The 16,460-nt window shown below is 41.8% G+C and carries 16 protein-coding genes and 1 other annotated feature; of the genes, 2 read left to right on the forward strand and 14 right to left on the reverse strand.

The features are described from left to right. Positions 1–13: 13 nt before the first annotated feature. From leuC to ilvE, 7 genes are all read right to left on the reverse strand, one after another. Positions 14–1,429 (reverse strand): 3-isopropylmalate dehydratase large subunit, encoded by a 1,416-nt coding sequence (leuC, locus tag NKR21_RS13995; RefSeq protein WP_144455712.1) that lies wholly within the window; start codon positions 1,427–1,429, stop codon positions 14–16. A gap of 40 nt (positions 1,430–1,469) precedes the next feature. Beyond that, entirely contained in the window at positions 1,470–2,567 is a 1,098-nt protein-coding gene (gene leuB, locus NKR21_RS14000; protein ID WP_012010789.1) for a 3-isopropylmalate dehydrogenase, read from the reverse strand. 18 nt (positions 2,568–2,585) lie between these two features. Further along, positions 2,586–4,139, reverse strand: coding sequence for a 2-isopropylmalate synthase (locus tag NKR21_RS14005; RefSeq protein ID WP_012010790.1), 1,554 nt, complete (start codon positions 4,137–4,139; stop codon positions 2,586–2,588). Further along, positions 4,126–5,154 (reverse strand): ketol-acid reductoisomerase, encoded by a 1,029-nt coding sequence (gene ilvC, locus NKR21_RS14010; protein ID WP_012010791.1) that lies wholly within the window; start codon positions 5,152–5,154, stop codon positions 4,126–4,128. The genes NKR21_RS14005 and ilvC overlap by 14 nt, the downstream gene beginning before the upstream one ends. Before the next feature lie 18 nt (positions 5,155–5,172). Then, complete coding sequence (ilvN, locus tag NKR21_RS14015) at positions 5,173–5,691, reverse strand: acetolactate synthase small subunit (RefSeq protein WP_003216637.1); 519 nt, start codon at positions 5,689–5,691, stop codon at positions 5,173–5,175. Then, entirely contained in the window at positions 5,688–7,412 is a 1,725-nt protein-coding gene (gene ilvB, locus NKR21_RS14020; RefSeq protein WP_012010792.1) for an acetolactate synthase large subunit, read from the reverse strand. The genes ilvN and ilvB overlap by 4 nt, the downstream gene beginning before the upstream one ends. A 122-nt stretch (positions 7,413–7,534) precedes the next feature. Beyond that, positions 7,535–7,781: a binding site (T-box leader), on the reverse strand. An 8-nt stretch (positions 7,782–7,789) separates the two neighbouring features. Continuing rightward, positions 7,790–8,704, reverse strand: coding sequence for a branched-chain-amino-acid transaminase (gene ilvE / locus NKR21_RS14025; RefSeq protein ID WP_012010793.1), 915 nt, complete (start codon positions 8,702–8,704; stop codon positions 7,790–7,792). A 434-nt stretch (positions 8,705–9,138) separates the two neighbouring features. Here ilvE and NKR21_RS14030 point away from each other — a divergent pair, with 434 nt between their 5' ends. After that, positions 9,139–10,182, forward strand: coding sequence for a lactonase family protein (locus tag NKR21_RS14030; RefSeq protein ID WP_144455710.1), 1,044 nt, complete (start codon positions 9,139–9,141; stop codon positions 10,180–10,182). 230 nt (positions 10,183–10,412) lie between these two features. Here NKR21_RS14030 and NKR21_RS14035 read toward each other — a convergent pair whose 3' ends face one another. The 6 genes from NKR21_RS14035 to NKR21_RS14060 all read right to left on the reverse strand — a co-directional run bounded on the left by NKR21_RS14035 (position 10,413) and on the right by NKR21_RS14060 (position 15,202). Next, entirely contained in the window at positions 10,413–10,832 is a 420-nt protein-coding gene (locus NKR21_RS14035) for a YkvA family protein (protein ID WP_012010795.1), read from the reverse strand. Positions 10,833–10,927: 95 nt separating this feature from the next. Next, a complete protein-coding gene (gene dltD / locus NKR21_RS14040) occupies positions 10,928–12,094 on the reverse strand; it encodes a D-alanyl-lipoteichoic acid biosynthesis protein DltD (protein WP_012010796.1) in 1,167 nt (388 codons plus the stop codon). Then, positions 12,094–12,330, reverse strand: coding sequence for a D-alanine--poly(phosphoribitol) ligase subunit 2 (gene dltC, locus NKR21_RS14045; RefSeq protein WP_003216498.1), 237 nt, complete (start codon positions 12,328–12,330; stop codon positions 12,094–12,096). The genes dltD and dltC overlap by 1 nt, the downstream gene beginning before the upstream one ends. A gap of 21 nt (positions 12,331–12,351) precedes the next feature. After that, positions 12,352–13,536: a D-alanyl-lipoteichoic acid biosynthesis protein DltB gene (gene dltB / locus NKR21_RS14050; protein WP_012010797.1), complete on the reverse strand. Its 1,185-nt coding sequence runs from the start codon at positions 13,534–13,536 to the stop codon at positions 12,352–12,354. Continuing rightward, positions 13,533–15,038 (reverse strand): D-alanine--poly(phosphoribitol) ligase subunit DltA, encoded by a 1,506-nt coding sequence (gene dltA / locus NKR21_RS14055; protein ID WP_012010798.1) that lies wholly within the window; start codon positions 15,036–15,038, stop codon positions 13,533–13,535. Before dltA ends, dltB begins: the two co-directional genes overlap by 4 nt. Before the next feature lie 14 nt (positions 15,039–15,052). Next, positions 15,053–15,202, reverse strand: a complete 150-nt coding sequence (locus tag NKR21_RS14060) for a teichoic acid D-Ala incorporation-associated protein DltX (protein ID WP_225970086.1) — start codon at positions 15,200–15,202, stop codon at positions 15,053–15,055. Between the two features lie 333 nt (positions 15,203–15,535). On the opposite strand from NKR21_RS14060, the gene NKR21_RS14065 reads away from it, so the two are divergent. Beyond that, a complete protein-coding gene (locus NKR21_RS14065; protein WP_119125197.1) occupies positions 15,536–15,931 on the forward strand; it encodes a VOC family protein in 396 nt (131 codons plus the stop codon). A gap of 230 nt (positions 15,932–16,161) precedes the next feature. Here NKR21_RS14065 and NKR21_RS14070 read toward each other — a convergent pair whose 3' ends face one another. Then, positions 16,162–16,341: a hypothetical protein gene (locus NKR21_RS14070; RefSeq protein ID WP_012010801.1), complete on the reverse strand. Its 180-nt coding sequence runs from the start codon at positions 16,339–16,341 to the stop codon at positions 16,162–16,164. Positions 16,342–16,460: the final 119 nt, after the last annotated feature.

Raw genomic sequence — 16,460 nt, forward strand, 5'->3', positions numbered from 1 at the left:
CTATGACAACTCCTTACACGACTGTTTTCTCTTGATTAAACTTCCTGACATCGACAAATCGGCCATGTATTGCCGCCATTGCCGCCATTGCCGGGCTGACAAGATGCGTTCTCGCACCTTTTCCTTGCCGCCCCTCAAAGTTACGGTTTGATGTGGATGCGCAGCGTTCGCCTTCTGGTACCACATCGTTATTCATGCTGAGACACATACTGCAGCCAGATTCTCTCCATTCAAATCCTGCTTCAAGGAAGATTTTATGAAGACCTTCTTCTTCTGCCTGCAATTTGACACTTTGAGAGCCAGGTACGACAATCGCTCTGACATGATCAGCTACCTTTTGTCCTTCTATCATAGAAGCTGCTTGGCGTAAATCAGTCATTCTTGAGTTCGTACATGAGCCAATAAACACATGCTCAATCGTAATATCTTCAATACGTTGATGCGGATGAACATCCATGTATTCGTACGCACGAATCGCTTCTTTTTGATCATCTTCTTGCGCAAAATCTTCAGGTCCTGGGATGGATGCATCTACAGGCAGCACCATTCCTGGGTTAATTCCCCATGTGACCATTGGTGAAATCTCATTCCCATCTAAAACAATCGTTTTATCATAGGTTGCACCTGGATCTGTTTTAAGTTCTTCCCATTCTTTAATCGCTGCTTCGAAGTCTTCTCCCTGCGGTGCATATTTGCGGCCGCGACAATATTCAAATGTGACTTCATCAGGTGCAATCAATCCTGCTCTTGCGCCTGCTTCAATCGACATATTACAAACAGTCATCCGTTCATCCATTGTCATGTTTCTGAATACTTCCCCAGTGTATTCAATCACATAACCCGATCCGAACTTCACGCCATGCGCACCAATGACTGCTAAAATAACATCTTTGGCCGTTACCCCTTTTTGCAGCTTTCCGTCTACTCTAATTTCTAATGTTTTCGGACGCTGCTGCCAAAGTGTTTGTGTGGAAAGTACATGTTCGACTTCACTTGTACCGATTCCAAAAGCAAGTGCGCCAAACGCGCCATGAGTGGATGTATGACTATCTCCGCAAACGATTGTTTTCCCCGGAAGTGTCAAACCAAGCTCTGGCCCAACGACATGGACGATTCCTTGGTCTACACTGTGAAGGTCAGCTAGACGGACACCAAATTCAGCACAGTTTCGCTCTAGAGCACCCACTTGTTTTTTAGCAATCTCATCTTTGATCACAAATCGATTCACAGTCGGGATGTTGTGATCCATTGTTGCAAACGTATTTTGAGGTCTTCTCACCTTGCGCCCTTTTTGTCTTAATCCTTCAAACGCTTGAGGCGATGTCACTTCATGCACCAAGTGCAGATCAATATATAAAAGGTCTGGTTTCCCCTCGCCGCTTTTGACAACGTGCTGATCCCATATTTTTTCGATGATTGTTCGAGGCATAACCCTTTTCCTCCCTCTACCTAATTCCACAAGATTCTATTTATACAATTGTTTTCACGTTCTGCTTAAGTGCGTCTACAACTGCGTGAGTGATGTCTTCAGTTGTTTGATACGTTCCCTCTTTTGCCGATAAATCCTTTGTTCTTTTGCCTGAGGCAAGAACCGTTTCTACAGCTTCTTCTATGGCAGCCGCTTCTTCTTCTAACGCAAAGGAAGTTCTAAGCAAGCTTGCTGCCGATAAAATAGTTGCCAGAGGGTTTGCGACGTTTTGCCCCGCAATATCGGGTGCTGATCCATGAATCGGCTCATATAAATGAAGGCCGGTGCTTGATAGACTAGCAGATGGCAGCATACCGAGTGATCCAGTAATCATTGAAGCCTCGTCACTTAAAATGTCACCAAACATATTCTCTGTTACAATGACATCAAATTGTGCAGGCTTATAAATCAGCTGCATGGCAGCATTATCAACGAGCATGTGCTCAAATTCAACGTCCGGATATTGAGAAGCCACTTCTTCTACCGCATCCCGCCATAGTTTACTAGAAGCCAGAACGTTCGCTTTATCCACAGACGTTACTTTTTTCCGTCTCGTTAACGCCATGTCGAATGCTTCTTTTAGTACACGGACAATCTCTTCCTTTGTATAAAGGAGTGTATCAACCGCAGCTTCTTTTCCTTCTTCATCTGTGTAGCGCTCGCTTGGTTCACCAAAATAGAGACCGCCTGTTAATTCACGAACGATGACAAAATCGACTCCGTTAATATGATCCTGTTTTAACGGTGACGCCTCGCTTAAGCTATCAAACACTTTGACAGGACGAATGTTGGCAAATAAGTCCAACTGTTTACGAATGGCGAGCAAGCCTTTTTCTGGGCGAAGCTCTGGTGGGTTTTGATCCCATTTTGGTCCGCCAACTGCTCCTAATAAGATCGCATCAGCGCTCTTGCATACATCAACCGTTTCCTTTGGGAGCGGATTGTTTTTTTCATCTATTGCGATACCGCCAATAAGCGCCGTTTCGAATTCGAATTCGTGCCTAAATTGAGCCGCTGTCTCTTTGAGGACAGCAACGGCTGATGTCACAACTTCCGGTCCGATTCCATCGCCGGGCAAAAGTGCAATTTTCTTTTTCATGAGAACCTACCTCCTTTCCTATGAGATCGCGTGATGTTTCTCAATTTCAATGAGATTTGATTTAAAGATTAAATGCCTGTTTACTGCATTGACGTAGGCTTTCGCCGATGCTTCCAGCACATCTTGCGCTACACCGCGTCCTGCTGTTTCTTTTCCTTCTATTGAAACAGTGACATATACTTCGGCTAGTGCATCTCTGCCTTTTCCATTTGATTGAATACGGTAGTCTAGCAAATGAATTCTTTCCTCCATACAGCGCTCCAGCGTGTTGTACACAGCTTCTACACTGCCTGCACCTGTGGCTGCTTCTTGAATGACTTCTTGTGTTTCTTGATTTTTCAGAGAGACCGTAGCTGTCGGCATTTGTTCTGTTCCATAATGTACTTGAAGACTTTCAAATTCGTAGCCAATTTTTCGGTCTGCTACTTTCTCTTCCAATATAATAGAAATCAAATCATCATCTGTGATTTCTTTTTTCTTCTCCGTCAAGTTCTTGAAGGTTTCGAAAAACTTATTGATTTCTTCTTCCGTTAGTTTAAAACCTAGCGTTTTCATGCGGTCTTTAAACGCGTGTCTTCCGGAGTGTTTCCCGAGGACAAGCACATCTGTTGTCACACCGACGAGCTCTGGAGAAATGATTTCATAGGTTGTTTTTTCTTTGAGGAAACCATCTTGGTGAATACCTGATTCATGTGCAAAAGCATTGTTACCAACAACAGCTTTATTGCGCGGTACAATCATGCCTGAGTATTTGCTCACTACATCACTTGTACGCTTAATTTCATTCAATTGTATCGTTGATTCGACCTGGTAAAAGTCTTTTCGAATGTGAAGAGCGACTGCAATTTCTTCTAACGCGGCATTTCCAGCGCGTTCGCCAATTCCGTTGACAGCCGTTTCAATTTGATCTGCTCCATTTTCAATAGCAGCAAGTGAGTTTGCCACGGCCATTCCTAGATCATCGTGACAGTGAGCGGACAAGTTGACACGGTCGATATTTGGAACGTGTTCCTTCATATATTTAAAGATATTACCGTACTCTTTTGGCGCAAGGTATCCAACTGTATCTGGCAAGTTAATGACACTCGCCCCAGCGTCAATGACCTTTTCTACAATTTCTGCCAAGAAATCAAGATCTGTACGGCACGCATCTTCTGCTGACCATTGAACAACCGGAAAACGTTCTTTCGCATATTTCACCATTGCGACAGCCTGTTCTACGACTTCTTCACGTGTTTTCTTTAGTTTATGCTTCAGGTGAATGTCAGAAGTGGCAATAAAGACATGAAGCCTTGGCTCCACTCCATCTTTTAATGCTTCCCATGCAGCATCAATGTCACCTTTCACACATCGTGCAAGACCAGCAACAGAACAGTTCTTAATCGTTCTTGCTATTTCTTGTACGCCTAAGAAATCCCCTCGGGATGAAGCGGGAAAACCCGCTTCAATGATATTAACCCCAAGGCGCTCAAGCTGCTTTGCAATGATTAGCTTTTCTTGTGCATTTAAGTTCACTCCGGGTGATTGCTCTCCATCTCGAAGTGTTGTGTCAAAAAAATTAATTTTCCGCACCGACGCTCACCGCTTCCTTTTTCTTTCCTTGTTTGACGAAAGGCATCATTTCACGAAGCTTTCTTCCAACAACTTCAATTTGGTGCTCATTTTCATTAGCATTGATCGCATTGAAACGTGGACGATTCACTTGGTTTTCAACAATCCATTCTTTTGCAAATGTGCCGTTTTGGATATCAGTCAAGACAGCTTTCATCGATTCTTTTACGTTTGCATCCACAACGCGTGGTCCTGATACGAAGTCTCCCCATTGTGCCGTATCAGAGATTGAATATCTCATGCCTTCTAATCCTTCTTCGTACATAAGGTCAACGATCAGTTTCAGTTCATGTAGACACTCAAAGTATGCAAGCTCTGGCTGATAACCTGCTTCTGTTAATGTTTCAAAACCTGCTTTTACTAGTGAAGTAAGACCGCCGCAAAGGACTGCTTGCTCACCGAATAGATCGGTTTCCGTTTCTTCTTTAAATGTTGTTTCAAGAACGCCCGCTCTTGCTCCGCCGATTGCTTTTGCATAAGCAAGTGCTTTGTCCTTCGCTTGACCAGATACATCTTGGTAGATTGCAAATAGTGCAGGTACACCAGCGCCTTGCTCATATGTTCTTCTCACAAGGTGTCCTGGACCTTTTGGCGCTACAAGATATACATCTACGTCACTTGGAGGAACAATTTGATGGAAGTGAACGTTGAATCCGTGTGCGAAAACAAGTGAGTTGCCAGCTTCTAATTGATCTTTGATTTCTTCATCGTATACTTTCTTTTGCTGCTCATCTGGTAGTAATACCATCAAGACATCTGCTTGTGCTGCCGCTTCTTTTACTGTGAAAACTTGATGACCGTCTTCTTGTGCTTTTGTATAAGATCCGCCTTTTCTCACGCCAACGATAACATCTACGCCGCTTTCTTTTAAGTTCAATGCATGTGCATGACCTTGTGATCCATATCCAATGATGGCAACCTTTTGACCGTTTAATACGTTTTCTTGAATATCACCGTTATAATATACTTTTACCATTTGACTCTCTCCTTTTGTTTAGACAATTGAAATTGTTTTATTTTGTTGCGGCTTTTGCTGATTATCTCTCGCAAAGGCCGTGGTGCCAGTTCTGGCGACTTCTTTAATGCCGTATGGCTTAAGTAATTCAATGAGTGCTTCAATTTTTGAAGACTCACCTGTCACCTGAATGACGACACTTTCTCTGCTCACATCTACAATAGAAGCTCTAAAGGGTTCAATAACCCCTGTGATCTCCATTCTAGATGCTGGTGCAGAAACGACTTTTATCAAAGCCAGCTCTCGCTGAACGATTGATTGGTTTGTAATGTCTGTTACTTTGAGAACATCAATTTGTTTGTTCAGCTGTTTTGTCAGCTGTTCGATGTCTTTCTCTTGGTCTACATGGACGACGAACGTGATGCGTGATACATCTTGAATCTCAGAATGGCCGACCGTAATGCTTTCAATGTTGTAATGTCGTTTAGTAAAAAGGCCAGTGATTCGGTTCAGTACGCCTGATCGATTTAATACAGTCAACACAATAATTCTTTTCAAGGTTTCACCCCCACCATCTCATGAAGTCCTTTCCCCGGTGCTACCATCGGGAATACTTTTTCATCTCTCGCTACATTGACATCGATGAAAACAGGCTCTCTAGAGGTTAGCGCTTCTTCAAGCTTTTCTTTCGCCTCTTCGTCTGATGAGATTCTGATTCCTTTAATGCCATAAGCTTCAGATAATTTAACGAAGTCCGGCTGCTCTGAAAATTTAGAATATGAGTAGCGTTCTTCGTAGAAAATTTCTTGCCATTGTCTTACCATTCCAAGGCTATGATTATTGAGAACAATCACTTTCACTGGAAGGTTCAGCTCACGGATAACGGCAAGTTCTTGCAGGGTCATTTGGAAACCTCCGTCTCCTAAAATCGCCACAACCGTTGCCTCTTGATCAGCTAACTGAGCGCCAATGGCTGCTGGTAAACCGAAGCCCATCGTACCAAGGCCGCCAGATGTGACCCATTTATCTGCATTTTCAAATGGATAGAATTGAGCTGCCCACATTTGATGCTGTCCAACATCCGTTGCCACAATGGCTTCACCTTTTGTGAATTGATGAATGTATTCAATCAGCTTTTGCGGTTTAAAGCCCTCTGCTTCATTTTCAACATACCAGAGTGGATATTCTTCCTTCCACTGATCTAGTTGGTTTTTCCATTCGTCTGACTCTCCTTGCTTCCCGTCTTGCTTAATCAGCTCTTGAAGGACTAGCTTACTGTCTCCAACAACCGGGATATGCGTATGAATGTTCTTGCCAATTTCTGCTGGGTCGATATCAATGTGTGCCACCTTCGCATGTTTCGCAAAGTGATTGAGATTGCCAGTTACCCTATCATCGAATCTCGCACCGATTGAAATGAGCAGATCGCATTGATGAAGTGCCATGTTTGCCGCGTATGTGCCATGCATACCAGCCATCCCTAGGAAAAGAGGGTGCTTTGCCGGGAAGCCGCCAAGTCCTAGCAGTGTATGAGCGACTGGGATTTGCTGTTGCTCTACATACTGCCTTAATTCTTCAGATGCTTTGCCATGAAGAACGCCAGCTCCTGCTAGAATGACTGGTTTCTTCGCTCTGCTGACAGCTTCTACTAATTTACGAATTTGCAAATAGTTCGGCTCTACTTTTGGCTGATAACCTGGTAAATCAATTGGCTGATCGTATTCAAACGTTCCTTCAATGCCTGCCACATCTTTTGGAATATCAATCAAGACTGGCCCAGGTCTTCCTGTCGTTGCGATGTGGAACGCTTCTTTAATGACGCCAGGTAATTCCTCTGGATTTCTCACCTGGTAGCTGTGTTTTGTGATAGGCATTGTGATGCCGAGCACGTCTGCTTCCTGGAAAGCGTCTGATCCAATGACTGAGGTTGCCACCTGTCCTGTGAAGACAACAAGAGGAAGTGAATCAATCATTGCATCTGCAATTCCTGTGACTAGGTTTGTTGCTCCAGGTCCTGATGTTGCAATGACAACACCTGGTTTGCCAGATACTCTTGCGTATCCTTCTGCCGCATGAATCGCTCCTTGTTCATGTCTTGGCAGGACATGGAATAACCCAGAATCATAAATTTTATCGTAGATCGGTAAAACCGCTCCGCCTGGATATCCGAAAATGACTTCTACTTTTTCTCTTTTAAGTGCTTCAATTAACATGAGTGCACCGTTCATCGTTTGTGGTGCTTTAGATGTTTCCGTCTCCACTTGTACATTTGTCCCCATTTGATTTCCTCCTCTTTGTCTTGCTTCAGTCAAGTTTTTTCACCCTTTTCTATTCAAGATCGAGATTTTAGACCATATAAAAAAGCCTTCTCACCCCACAATGACACTACTTTTCACTAGGTCAAAGGGGCGAAAAAGCTTTGTTTTTCGCGGTACCACCCTTGTTCACGGCAAATTCAGCTGCCGTCTTATGGACATCTTTCATCCATTTTGGTAACGAGTGAGCAATGTCACTCGGTCTGCCCTACTATCATTTCAAGCAGACACTCAGAGGTGAGTTCACTTTAGAAAGTAACACCGGTTTCCAGCTACCACCGGCTCTCTGTAGATACTGACTCTAAAGCTACTAGTCCTCTTCAACGTTTATCGATATCTATTTAGCTTGCGTGAATGTTTTCATCTGTAAAAACGACTTTTTCTCCTTCTTCAACGACTCGCTTACGGAATTGTTCAAGAAGTTTGTTTGTGTGATCTCCAGGTCTCCCTTCACCGATTGTACGGCCGTCAACCTTTACAACGGCGATGACTTCGGCTGCGGTTCCTGTTAGAAAAACTTCTTCTGCTGTATACACATCGTGTCTTGTGAATGGTTCTTCTTTCACTTCATAGCCTAAGTCCTCTGCAATCTCCATGATGGCATTTCTTGTGATGCCTTCAAGAGCGCCGATATAACCTGGCGGTGTATAGAGCTTACCTTTTTTATAAATAAACACATTGTCTGCAGAACCTTCTGCCACGTACCCTTGATCGTTCAGCATCAGCGCTTCACTCACACCGGCCATATGGGCTTCGATTCGGACAAGGATGTTATTCAAATAATTTAATGATTTCACTTTTGGACTCAGTACATCGGGACGATTTCGTCTCGTCGGTACCGTCACAATATTAATGCCTGTTTCATATAGGTGCTTTGGAAAGATGGCTAGTGGCTCCACAATGATCACTGTGTTGGCTCTCCCGCAGTTGTTTGGATCTAAACCAAGATCACCAGCTCCTCTTGAAACAACAAGACGGATATAGGCATCCTTCAGTCCGTTCCTTTCAACTGTATGAATCATTTTTTCCGTGAGTTCCTCAAGTGAATATGGAATGTTCAGCATAATCGATCTAGCGGAATCATACAGGCGGTCTAAATGTTCCTTCATTCGAAAGATATTTCCGTTATACACGCGTATCCCTTCGAACACACCGTCACCGTATAAGAAGCCATGATCATAAACTGAGATTTTCGCATCCTCTTTTTTCACGAGTTCATCGTTTAAAAAGATCCACTGTTCCTTTTGGTCTTCCATTTTCAGTGAGCACCCTCTCTTTCAAACAAAAAGTAGTTGAATTTTCAGACACTTTATATTGAAGTGTCTCACGCTTGCTCTTTCGTGTTTGTTTAGCTTTTGTTGAACCCATCTTACGCCGCTTTCCATACAGTGTCAACAGCATTTTTAAAATTATTAGACAATTTAGACTAATCAAAATTAAATGTATACGCTTACACCTTTGCTAGACAAGGAATGAAAAAACTTAAAATTTTTTGTATTTTTTCTTCAATTTATTTACTTTACCTGAACACTTTTCATTTGAGAAACCGTTTGTCATATTTTTTCACATTGTTTTGAATGAATACTGGTAGATTTCAACGCTTTTGATTTTTCTTTCGGTATGCCTTTCTAAAGCGTTTTCCTATGAATTTATGATAGAATGAGAGCATCTTATAGAAGGAGGGCAATACATGGCTAACATCAGAGGTTATATCGGAACGTATACAAAGGGAGACAGTAAAGGCATTTATACTTTTACATTAAATACGGACAAGCAGCAGATTGAGCAAGTAGAAGTAGCTGCTGAACTTGAAAATCCTACATATTTAACCGTCTCAGATTCTCAAAAATTTGTGTATGCTGTGGTGAAAGAAGGATCACAGGGCGGCGTGGCTGCTTATCAAATCGATGCAGAAACCGGCACACTTCGTTTCATCAACCAAGAACTTGCCGAAGGCGCTTCTCCTTGTCACGTCAGCGTGGACAGTCAAACAAAAACAGCTTTTACAGCAAACTATCATAAAGGAACAGCAGAGATGTATGAAATCGATGCTGAAAATGGCTCAGTGATCCGCACGCTGTCACAGGCGCAGCATGAAGGAACTGGCCCTAACGAAGATCGTCAGGAGAAACCGCACACTCACTTTATGGGTCTGACACCAGATGAACAATTTGCAGTAGCTGTTGACCTTGGGACAGATGGCATTTATACGTATAAGAAAGAAAACGGCAAACTTGATCTAGCTCATACATTTGAAACAAAACCAGGCACCGGGCCTCGCCATATCACATTCCATCCAACGAAACCTGTGGCATATGTGATGACAGAGCTAAGCTCAGAGGTGATTGTGCTTCGTTACTTTGAAGATGGTCATTTCGAAGAGATTCAAACGATCGCAACCATTCCAAATGACTTTACAGAGAACAACCAAGGTAGTGCCATCCATGTCTCTTCAGACGGCCAATTTGTTTATGCAGGAAATCGTGGACATGACAGCGTTGCGATTTTTAAAGCAGATGCTGACGGTCAATTAAGTCTTGTCGAGATTGCTTCTTCTGAAGGAAACTGGCCTAGAGACTTTGTGCTTGACCCAACTGAAGAATTCCTCGTCGGTTCAAACCAAGAATCTAGCAACCTAGTGTTATACAAACGCGACAAAGAAACAGGAAGACTCACTGTCTTACAATCAGACATCTCAGTGCCTCATCCAGTTTGCGTGAAATTTTTAGGATAATGAAAAAAGCCTCCAACTGTGGAGGCTTCAGATTGTTGACAAAGGGCTAAAATGATCTTGATTTTAGCCCTTTGTCTTCTTTTCAGCGTGATAGAAAACCTTTGCAGTCTAGGAAGGACGAGCATCGGAGCGGAGCGAATTGAACATTCGTGAGTACCGAAGCACAGATCTGACACCGAGTGCGAGGGTTTGTCTACACGCTGAAGCCTCCAACTGTGGAGGCTTTTCTTTTATGCAGACGGCATCCCACCATCTTCAAGCTTTTGATCAATCAGAGACGTATCGGTTTTTTCACCGAACCATTTTGATAGCCTGTCCTTCGCTTTTCCTTTCACATCATCATCAATGTACATCGCTACTTGGAGCAGAGCAAATGTGATCGCTCCTAAATCATCTGTATAGCCGACACCAATTAATGTATCAGGAATAAGGTCAATTGGAAGGATAAAGTATCCGAGCGCCCCAATAATAAGGGTCTTCGCTTTGACAGGTACTTCAGGTTTTTGCAATGTATAGTAAAGTAATAGCACAGCATAGACAAGAGAGACACCAGCTTTTTGTGCCGTCTTTTTTAACTTTTCCCAAAAGGCATGATCATTAAAATGCTTTTTCGAACCCTTTAATAGTTCTTTTTTCTCAGAACGATTCATCATATCGCCTCCATTTACAGCATAGCCCTTTTCCCTTCTTTATACAAGATATCCGCCGATTCGACAAACAAAAAGCAGCAGAAAGCTGCTGCATTCTACTGCTCTGTGTAAAACTTTTCGATTGCCTTATCGATGTACACCCATCCTTTATAAGACACGTGAATCGTATCTTTAAAGAAGTAAGGATCGTACTCATGCTTAGTCAAATCTGCGACTTCATACCCGTTATCGCGTATTTGACGATTGATTTTCTCATAATACTCTGTACGTCCCTCTTTTGGAAAACCGGTATAATCATACCATTTTCCGTTGACAGGAATCGTCACAAACAAAGGCTTTGCCCCTGCCTGTTTTAAAATATCCAGCATGATTTGAAAATCTTTGTATTCTGGTGATTCCGCATAAGAGTGGTCTTCACGAGAATCCTTCATCTTTTTCATAATCGGTTTCAGCTTGCGCTCAAACAGTTTTTGATTAATATAAAATGGGTTATTCCCTGCTTTTTTCGCACCTAAGACACTTGCTTCTTTTTCAAGCTCAGACCATGTTTTTCCTTTGACTGAAGGAGACGGTTTAAGGTTACGTTCATGCCCCGATCCAATTGTATAGTACATGTCTTTCTTTTGAAGCATGCCATAATACATTTTGGCAATAGGAGAAATCGCGCCATAAGCGAATTTGTTCCCAGAAAGCTCTGCTTTAAAAAGCTCTGTGATGACCATGTCGTTCTTTACTGCTTTAAACGTCATGATTCTCTTAATCAGTTCTTTTTTCACAGTTGGATCAATTTCTTTATTATAAGCGAGATTCAGTGCTTGAAGCGCTGAATAGTTCGGTGCAAAGTGATTCTCGTCTGATCCCCCTTTTACAAACCACTGCGGGGACACGATAAATACAAGCTTCTTCCCTTTTAATTCATCCATATGAGCAGCAAAGTTCATCGCATGAATTAATGATTGAGATCCACCTTTTCCAATAAGATAAGGTGTAAACCCTTGAGGATTCTCATGAAAGAAATTCGAAGGGTGATATGGATCAAAACGTGATAGTTCAGAAGATCCATAGATCGGCAAATAAGTTGGATCTTTTAGCATTTCATCTTGTAAATATAGCCCTTGGAACATCCCCGGATCTAATTCTGTGGCTGACTTTTGTAATTTGTCTTTTGGGATCAGATGTGAGAGCCATGCATTTGGTACAAGAAGAACACCAATGAATAGAACAGCCGCTAAAATAAGCGGCCCAAAAAAACGCTTTTTCATTACTTCATCTCTGCCAGCTGCTCAGCAATGTGATTCGGTGTATCCCACACATCACGATCAAATTCTGTAATCGGAACAGTAATTCCAAGTTGACTTTCGATTGCCATAAGCAGTTCTACTGTACCAAATGAATCTAGAAGACCTTCGTCAAAAATTGCAATCTCTGGATTTTCTTTCACAACGTCGTCCTGACAAACCTCTGCAATAATACCGTATACTTGATTTTTAAATTCCATAATTTTCTACTCCCTTAATAATTAATGATGAAATGGTTTTCCTGAAAAAATATAAAATCCGAAACAAATCACATGGAATGTAATAATGATTGACACAACCATTGTGACCTTGTTATCCGGCCACCACTTGTGTTTTTTATTCCATTTCTCAAATAGATTGTAACCGGACATCACAACTGCGTGATATAGTCCGTAAATAATATATTGAAGGGCGAGACCATGCCAAGCACCCATCAATAGAAAGAGGACAAAGTACCCAATATTTGATACAGCCATACGGTTCTTGATCCACTTCTTTTTTGTCATAAAGAACACAAATCTCATAAACACGTAGTCTCTGAACCAGAAGGACAGGGACATGTGCCAGCGATTCCAGAAGTCTTTAATATTCCGACTGATAAACGGTTTGTTAAAGTTTTCTGGTGATTTAATGCCCATGATATAACTCACACCAACAGCAAATGCTGTATAGCCAGCAAAGTCAAAGAACAAATACATACTGTACGCATACATATACGTTAACTGTTGAACAAATTGACTGCTGCTAAAGTGATGAATATTCGTTAGAATATACGTGTTAATTAGATAACCTATAATGAACTTATATAAGAAGCCGATAAAAATTTTATGAACACCGGCGTATAAAAGATCACTGTATGCTTCCTTTTCAGGCGGCGTATCCATATCCTTTTCAAACCGGCGGTAACGATCAATTGGACCTGATGAAATCGTCGGGAAAAAGACAATGAAATAGACCAAACGGTGAATCGGAATTTTCTTCTTAATCAAGCCATCTCTTGTCTCGATAACTAACTGAACACCTTTAAATGTTAAGTACGAGATCCCTAAAAAGCTCAGCCAGTTCATTGGCGGCGGTTGATGCGGCTGATGAGTTAAAAAGAACGGTAAAACCTTTGAGAGTACAAGTGGCAAAATCGATGCCACCACTGCCATATAGAAGACAGACGCTTTATTCGCTTTCAACCGGTACGAAAGGTACAGGCGGATGATCAAGACTTGCCAAACTGTAAACAAGAAGAGCAGCAGCGCGCCATGTGCATCCTTTGAGAAAATAAGCGCGAGTGCCACAACCGTTGCAAACATGTTGTAGCCCTGCATTCGTTTGCCGCGTAGACCAAGAATGATCGTCGGCAAAAGAAGAACACCAATTAGAATGAAGAAAAAGAATGAACTAAACGGAATCATAGAAGAACCTCTTTCGCGATTCTTTTACGGTCAACCTTCCCGTTTGGCGTCATGTATAGCTGCTCAAGATAGACAAACTTTCTTGGAATCATGTACGCAGGCAGTGAATCTGCCATTTCTTTCTTAATTGCACTTGTCAGCTGATATTCTTTTTCAAAAGAATGCGCTGCTGGAACAATGGCTGCAATCAAGTACTCCACATGACCGTTTGGCTGGAACGGCACAATCACACAAGCATTGACATGCGTTGTCTCGCTCACATGATATTCAATTTCTTCAAGCTCCATCCGGTATCCGTGCAGCTTAATTTGATAGTCCAGACGACCGTGGCACGTAATCAAACCATCCTGCGCCACACCTGCATCTCCTGTGCGATAAGCAGGGCGCCCTTCGTATTCAAAGAACACTTTATCCGTTAAGGCTTGTTCACCTAAGTAGCCTCTCGTGACGCTTGGCCCCACAATGACAATTTCTCCTTTTTCACCATCCGGAAGGTTCTTACCTTCTTCATCTAAAATGACGATATCTGTATCCGGTTTCGCATAGCCGACTGGTAAAGAATCGTGCTGATCAAGAATGGCCTGCGTGACTTCAATCGATGTGATCGCAACAGTTGCTTCAGTCGGACCATACGTATTAAAGACCTGCGCTTTTGGAAAACGCTCAAGGAGTGCACTTGCTACAGATACAGGAAGTGCCTCTCCGCAGAACAAGAAAACTTTCAAATCTGGTAAAAGCTCCCCTGTAAAGGAAGGATCCATCAAACACATTTGCACAAAGGAAGGTGTTGATGTCCACACTTCAACGTCAGATTGACCAAGTGCTGCAAACATATCCTTCGGCTTATTCACTAGATCTTTTACTAAACAGTACAGCGTGCCACCTGATTGAAGCGCTGGATACAAATCCATCACTGATAAGTCAAAAGAAAATGGTGCTTGATTTAAGAACGTGCGCCCCTCACCAATTGGGAAGTCTCGGCACATCCACTCTGTAAAGCTTTCTAAATTTTTGGCTGTTACCTGAACGCCTTTCGGTTTTCCGGTACTGCCAGACGTATAAATGATGTAAAACACATCATCTTGTTGAACCCACTGTGAGGATGGCGGTGCTTCTTTTTCAAGAGCTAAAAGCGATGCCGCACTCTTCACTTCAATGTGCTCTTCTACATCTAGTACATTCTGCTCATTAGCACAAATCAACAGACTGGCTTTTGAGCTTTCAATAATTGAGACGATACGCTCGGCAGGGATTGAAATGTCGACCGGAATGTATGGCCTACCTGATTTCACACTGCCTAAGAAAGAAATCAGCATCTCTGGCTCCATATGACCGTATACAATGACAGGTGCACTATCATTAGTGACCGCATCGATCGCACCAGCCATTTGGTCTGATAGATGCCAAAGCTCATCATATGTGATCGAAGCATGTTGAGAAACAAATGCTGGCTGTGTTGGTTTCGTTTGTTGGTATTCATGAATCGTGTGTAATAGTTTCATAGTCTAATCTCCAATTAAAAATCGTTGTAAATGAATGATCCCGTATTTGCTGTATGGAATCCGTAAATAAAGAACAATAATAGCAAAATAAGTAAGTAAAAGCTTGTATATCCTATCCATTTTACAGACTTATTTTCTAATAGCTTTTTGAATAGCATATTGATAACCTCTTTTCTTTTGACACTTATAGAGACGCATGAATCATTAAAAGAGTTTCATGTCAAACCATAAATTTTTTAAGAGATGCTAAAAAAATGTCGAACCTTGGAACGTCTCTTCTGAGCAAAGCTGTCTTATTGTAACAAAGATTTAATACATTTGAAATAAAATCCGAGCTTAAATTTGCCTTAAAATTGCTGAAAGCTGTCGATAAGCAGCATATTCTTCTTTAGATTTATTCATTAACAGCTAAACAATGAAATAAAGTTCCATATTCATCTGAATTAAGTTACATTAAATCATATAATAATTAATCTTCTAAATGGGGGGTTCATATATTGTCAAAAGGACTTATTCATCATATTGAACTAAATGTTTCGAATTTAAAGAATTCGATTATTTTTTGGGGGTGGTTTTTAGAGGAGTTAGGCTACGAGCCGTATCAAACCTGGGAAAGCGGTCGAAGTTGGAAATTAGGAGAAACTTATATCGTTTTCGTACAAACGGAGGAACAATTTATGGACATACCCTATCATAGACGCAGGGCAGGTCTAAACCACCTGGCTTTTCATGCCAGTTCCCGGCAGCAAGTAGATGATATGACTGAAAAGTTAAAAAGCATAGGGGTTAAAATTCTTTATACCGATACACACCCCTTCGCAGGCGGCGATAAACATTACGCAGTTTATTTCGAAGATCCTGATAGAATGAAAGTTGAATTGGTGGCACCTTAATTTAGTTTGACTAGAGAAATAAAAAGAACCCATGATTTCATGGGTTTCTCGTCATTCCATGATAAGAAAATCCGTCACAAGGCAAGCGGGTTCTCCGTTTTGATCTTATACACCTTACTTTTTTTAGTTGGAGAAAGAATATTCTCTCTTTCGCATATTTACCGCTTTACAATGCCTTTTTCATTAGGAAGGTTAATTAAAAAACGCCCTTCCAATGGAGGGCTGTGCTATTAACTATTTTCTTTTGAGTATTTCTTAATCAATGCTTCGCTAATTCTGCTTACGATATAGATCGCAGCCGCTAAAATCAGCATCAACGGAAACATGCTTAAACGATTATCTGCAACATATACAATGATCCCCACTATGATAGCCACTACGATTGCCGTTAAAAAATGCTTCACCGCCATCTCACCCCTTTGTATAAATCATATACATTTTATTACATAAAAGGTTAAATAGAAATAATTCCATAAAATCAGCAAGTTTCGTTTGTCCGCTTTTCCCTTATGTTGTTCGCACAATCTCC

Source organism: Bacillus sp. 1735sda2, from assembly GCF_024159245.1.
In the GTDB taxonomy this organism is placed as follows: Bacteria; Bacillota; Bacilli; order Bacillales; family Bacillaceae; genus Bacillus; species Bacillus pumilus_O.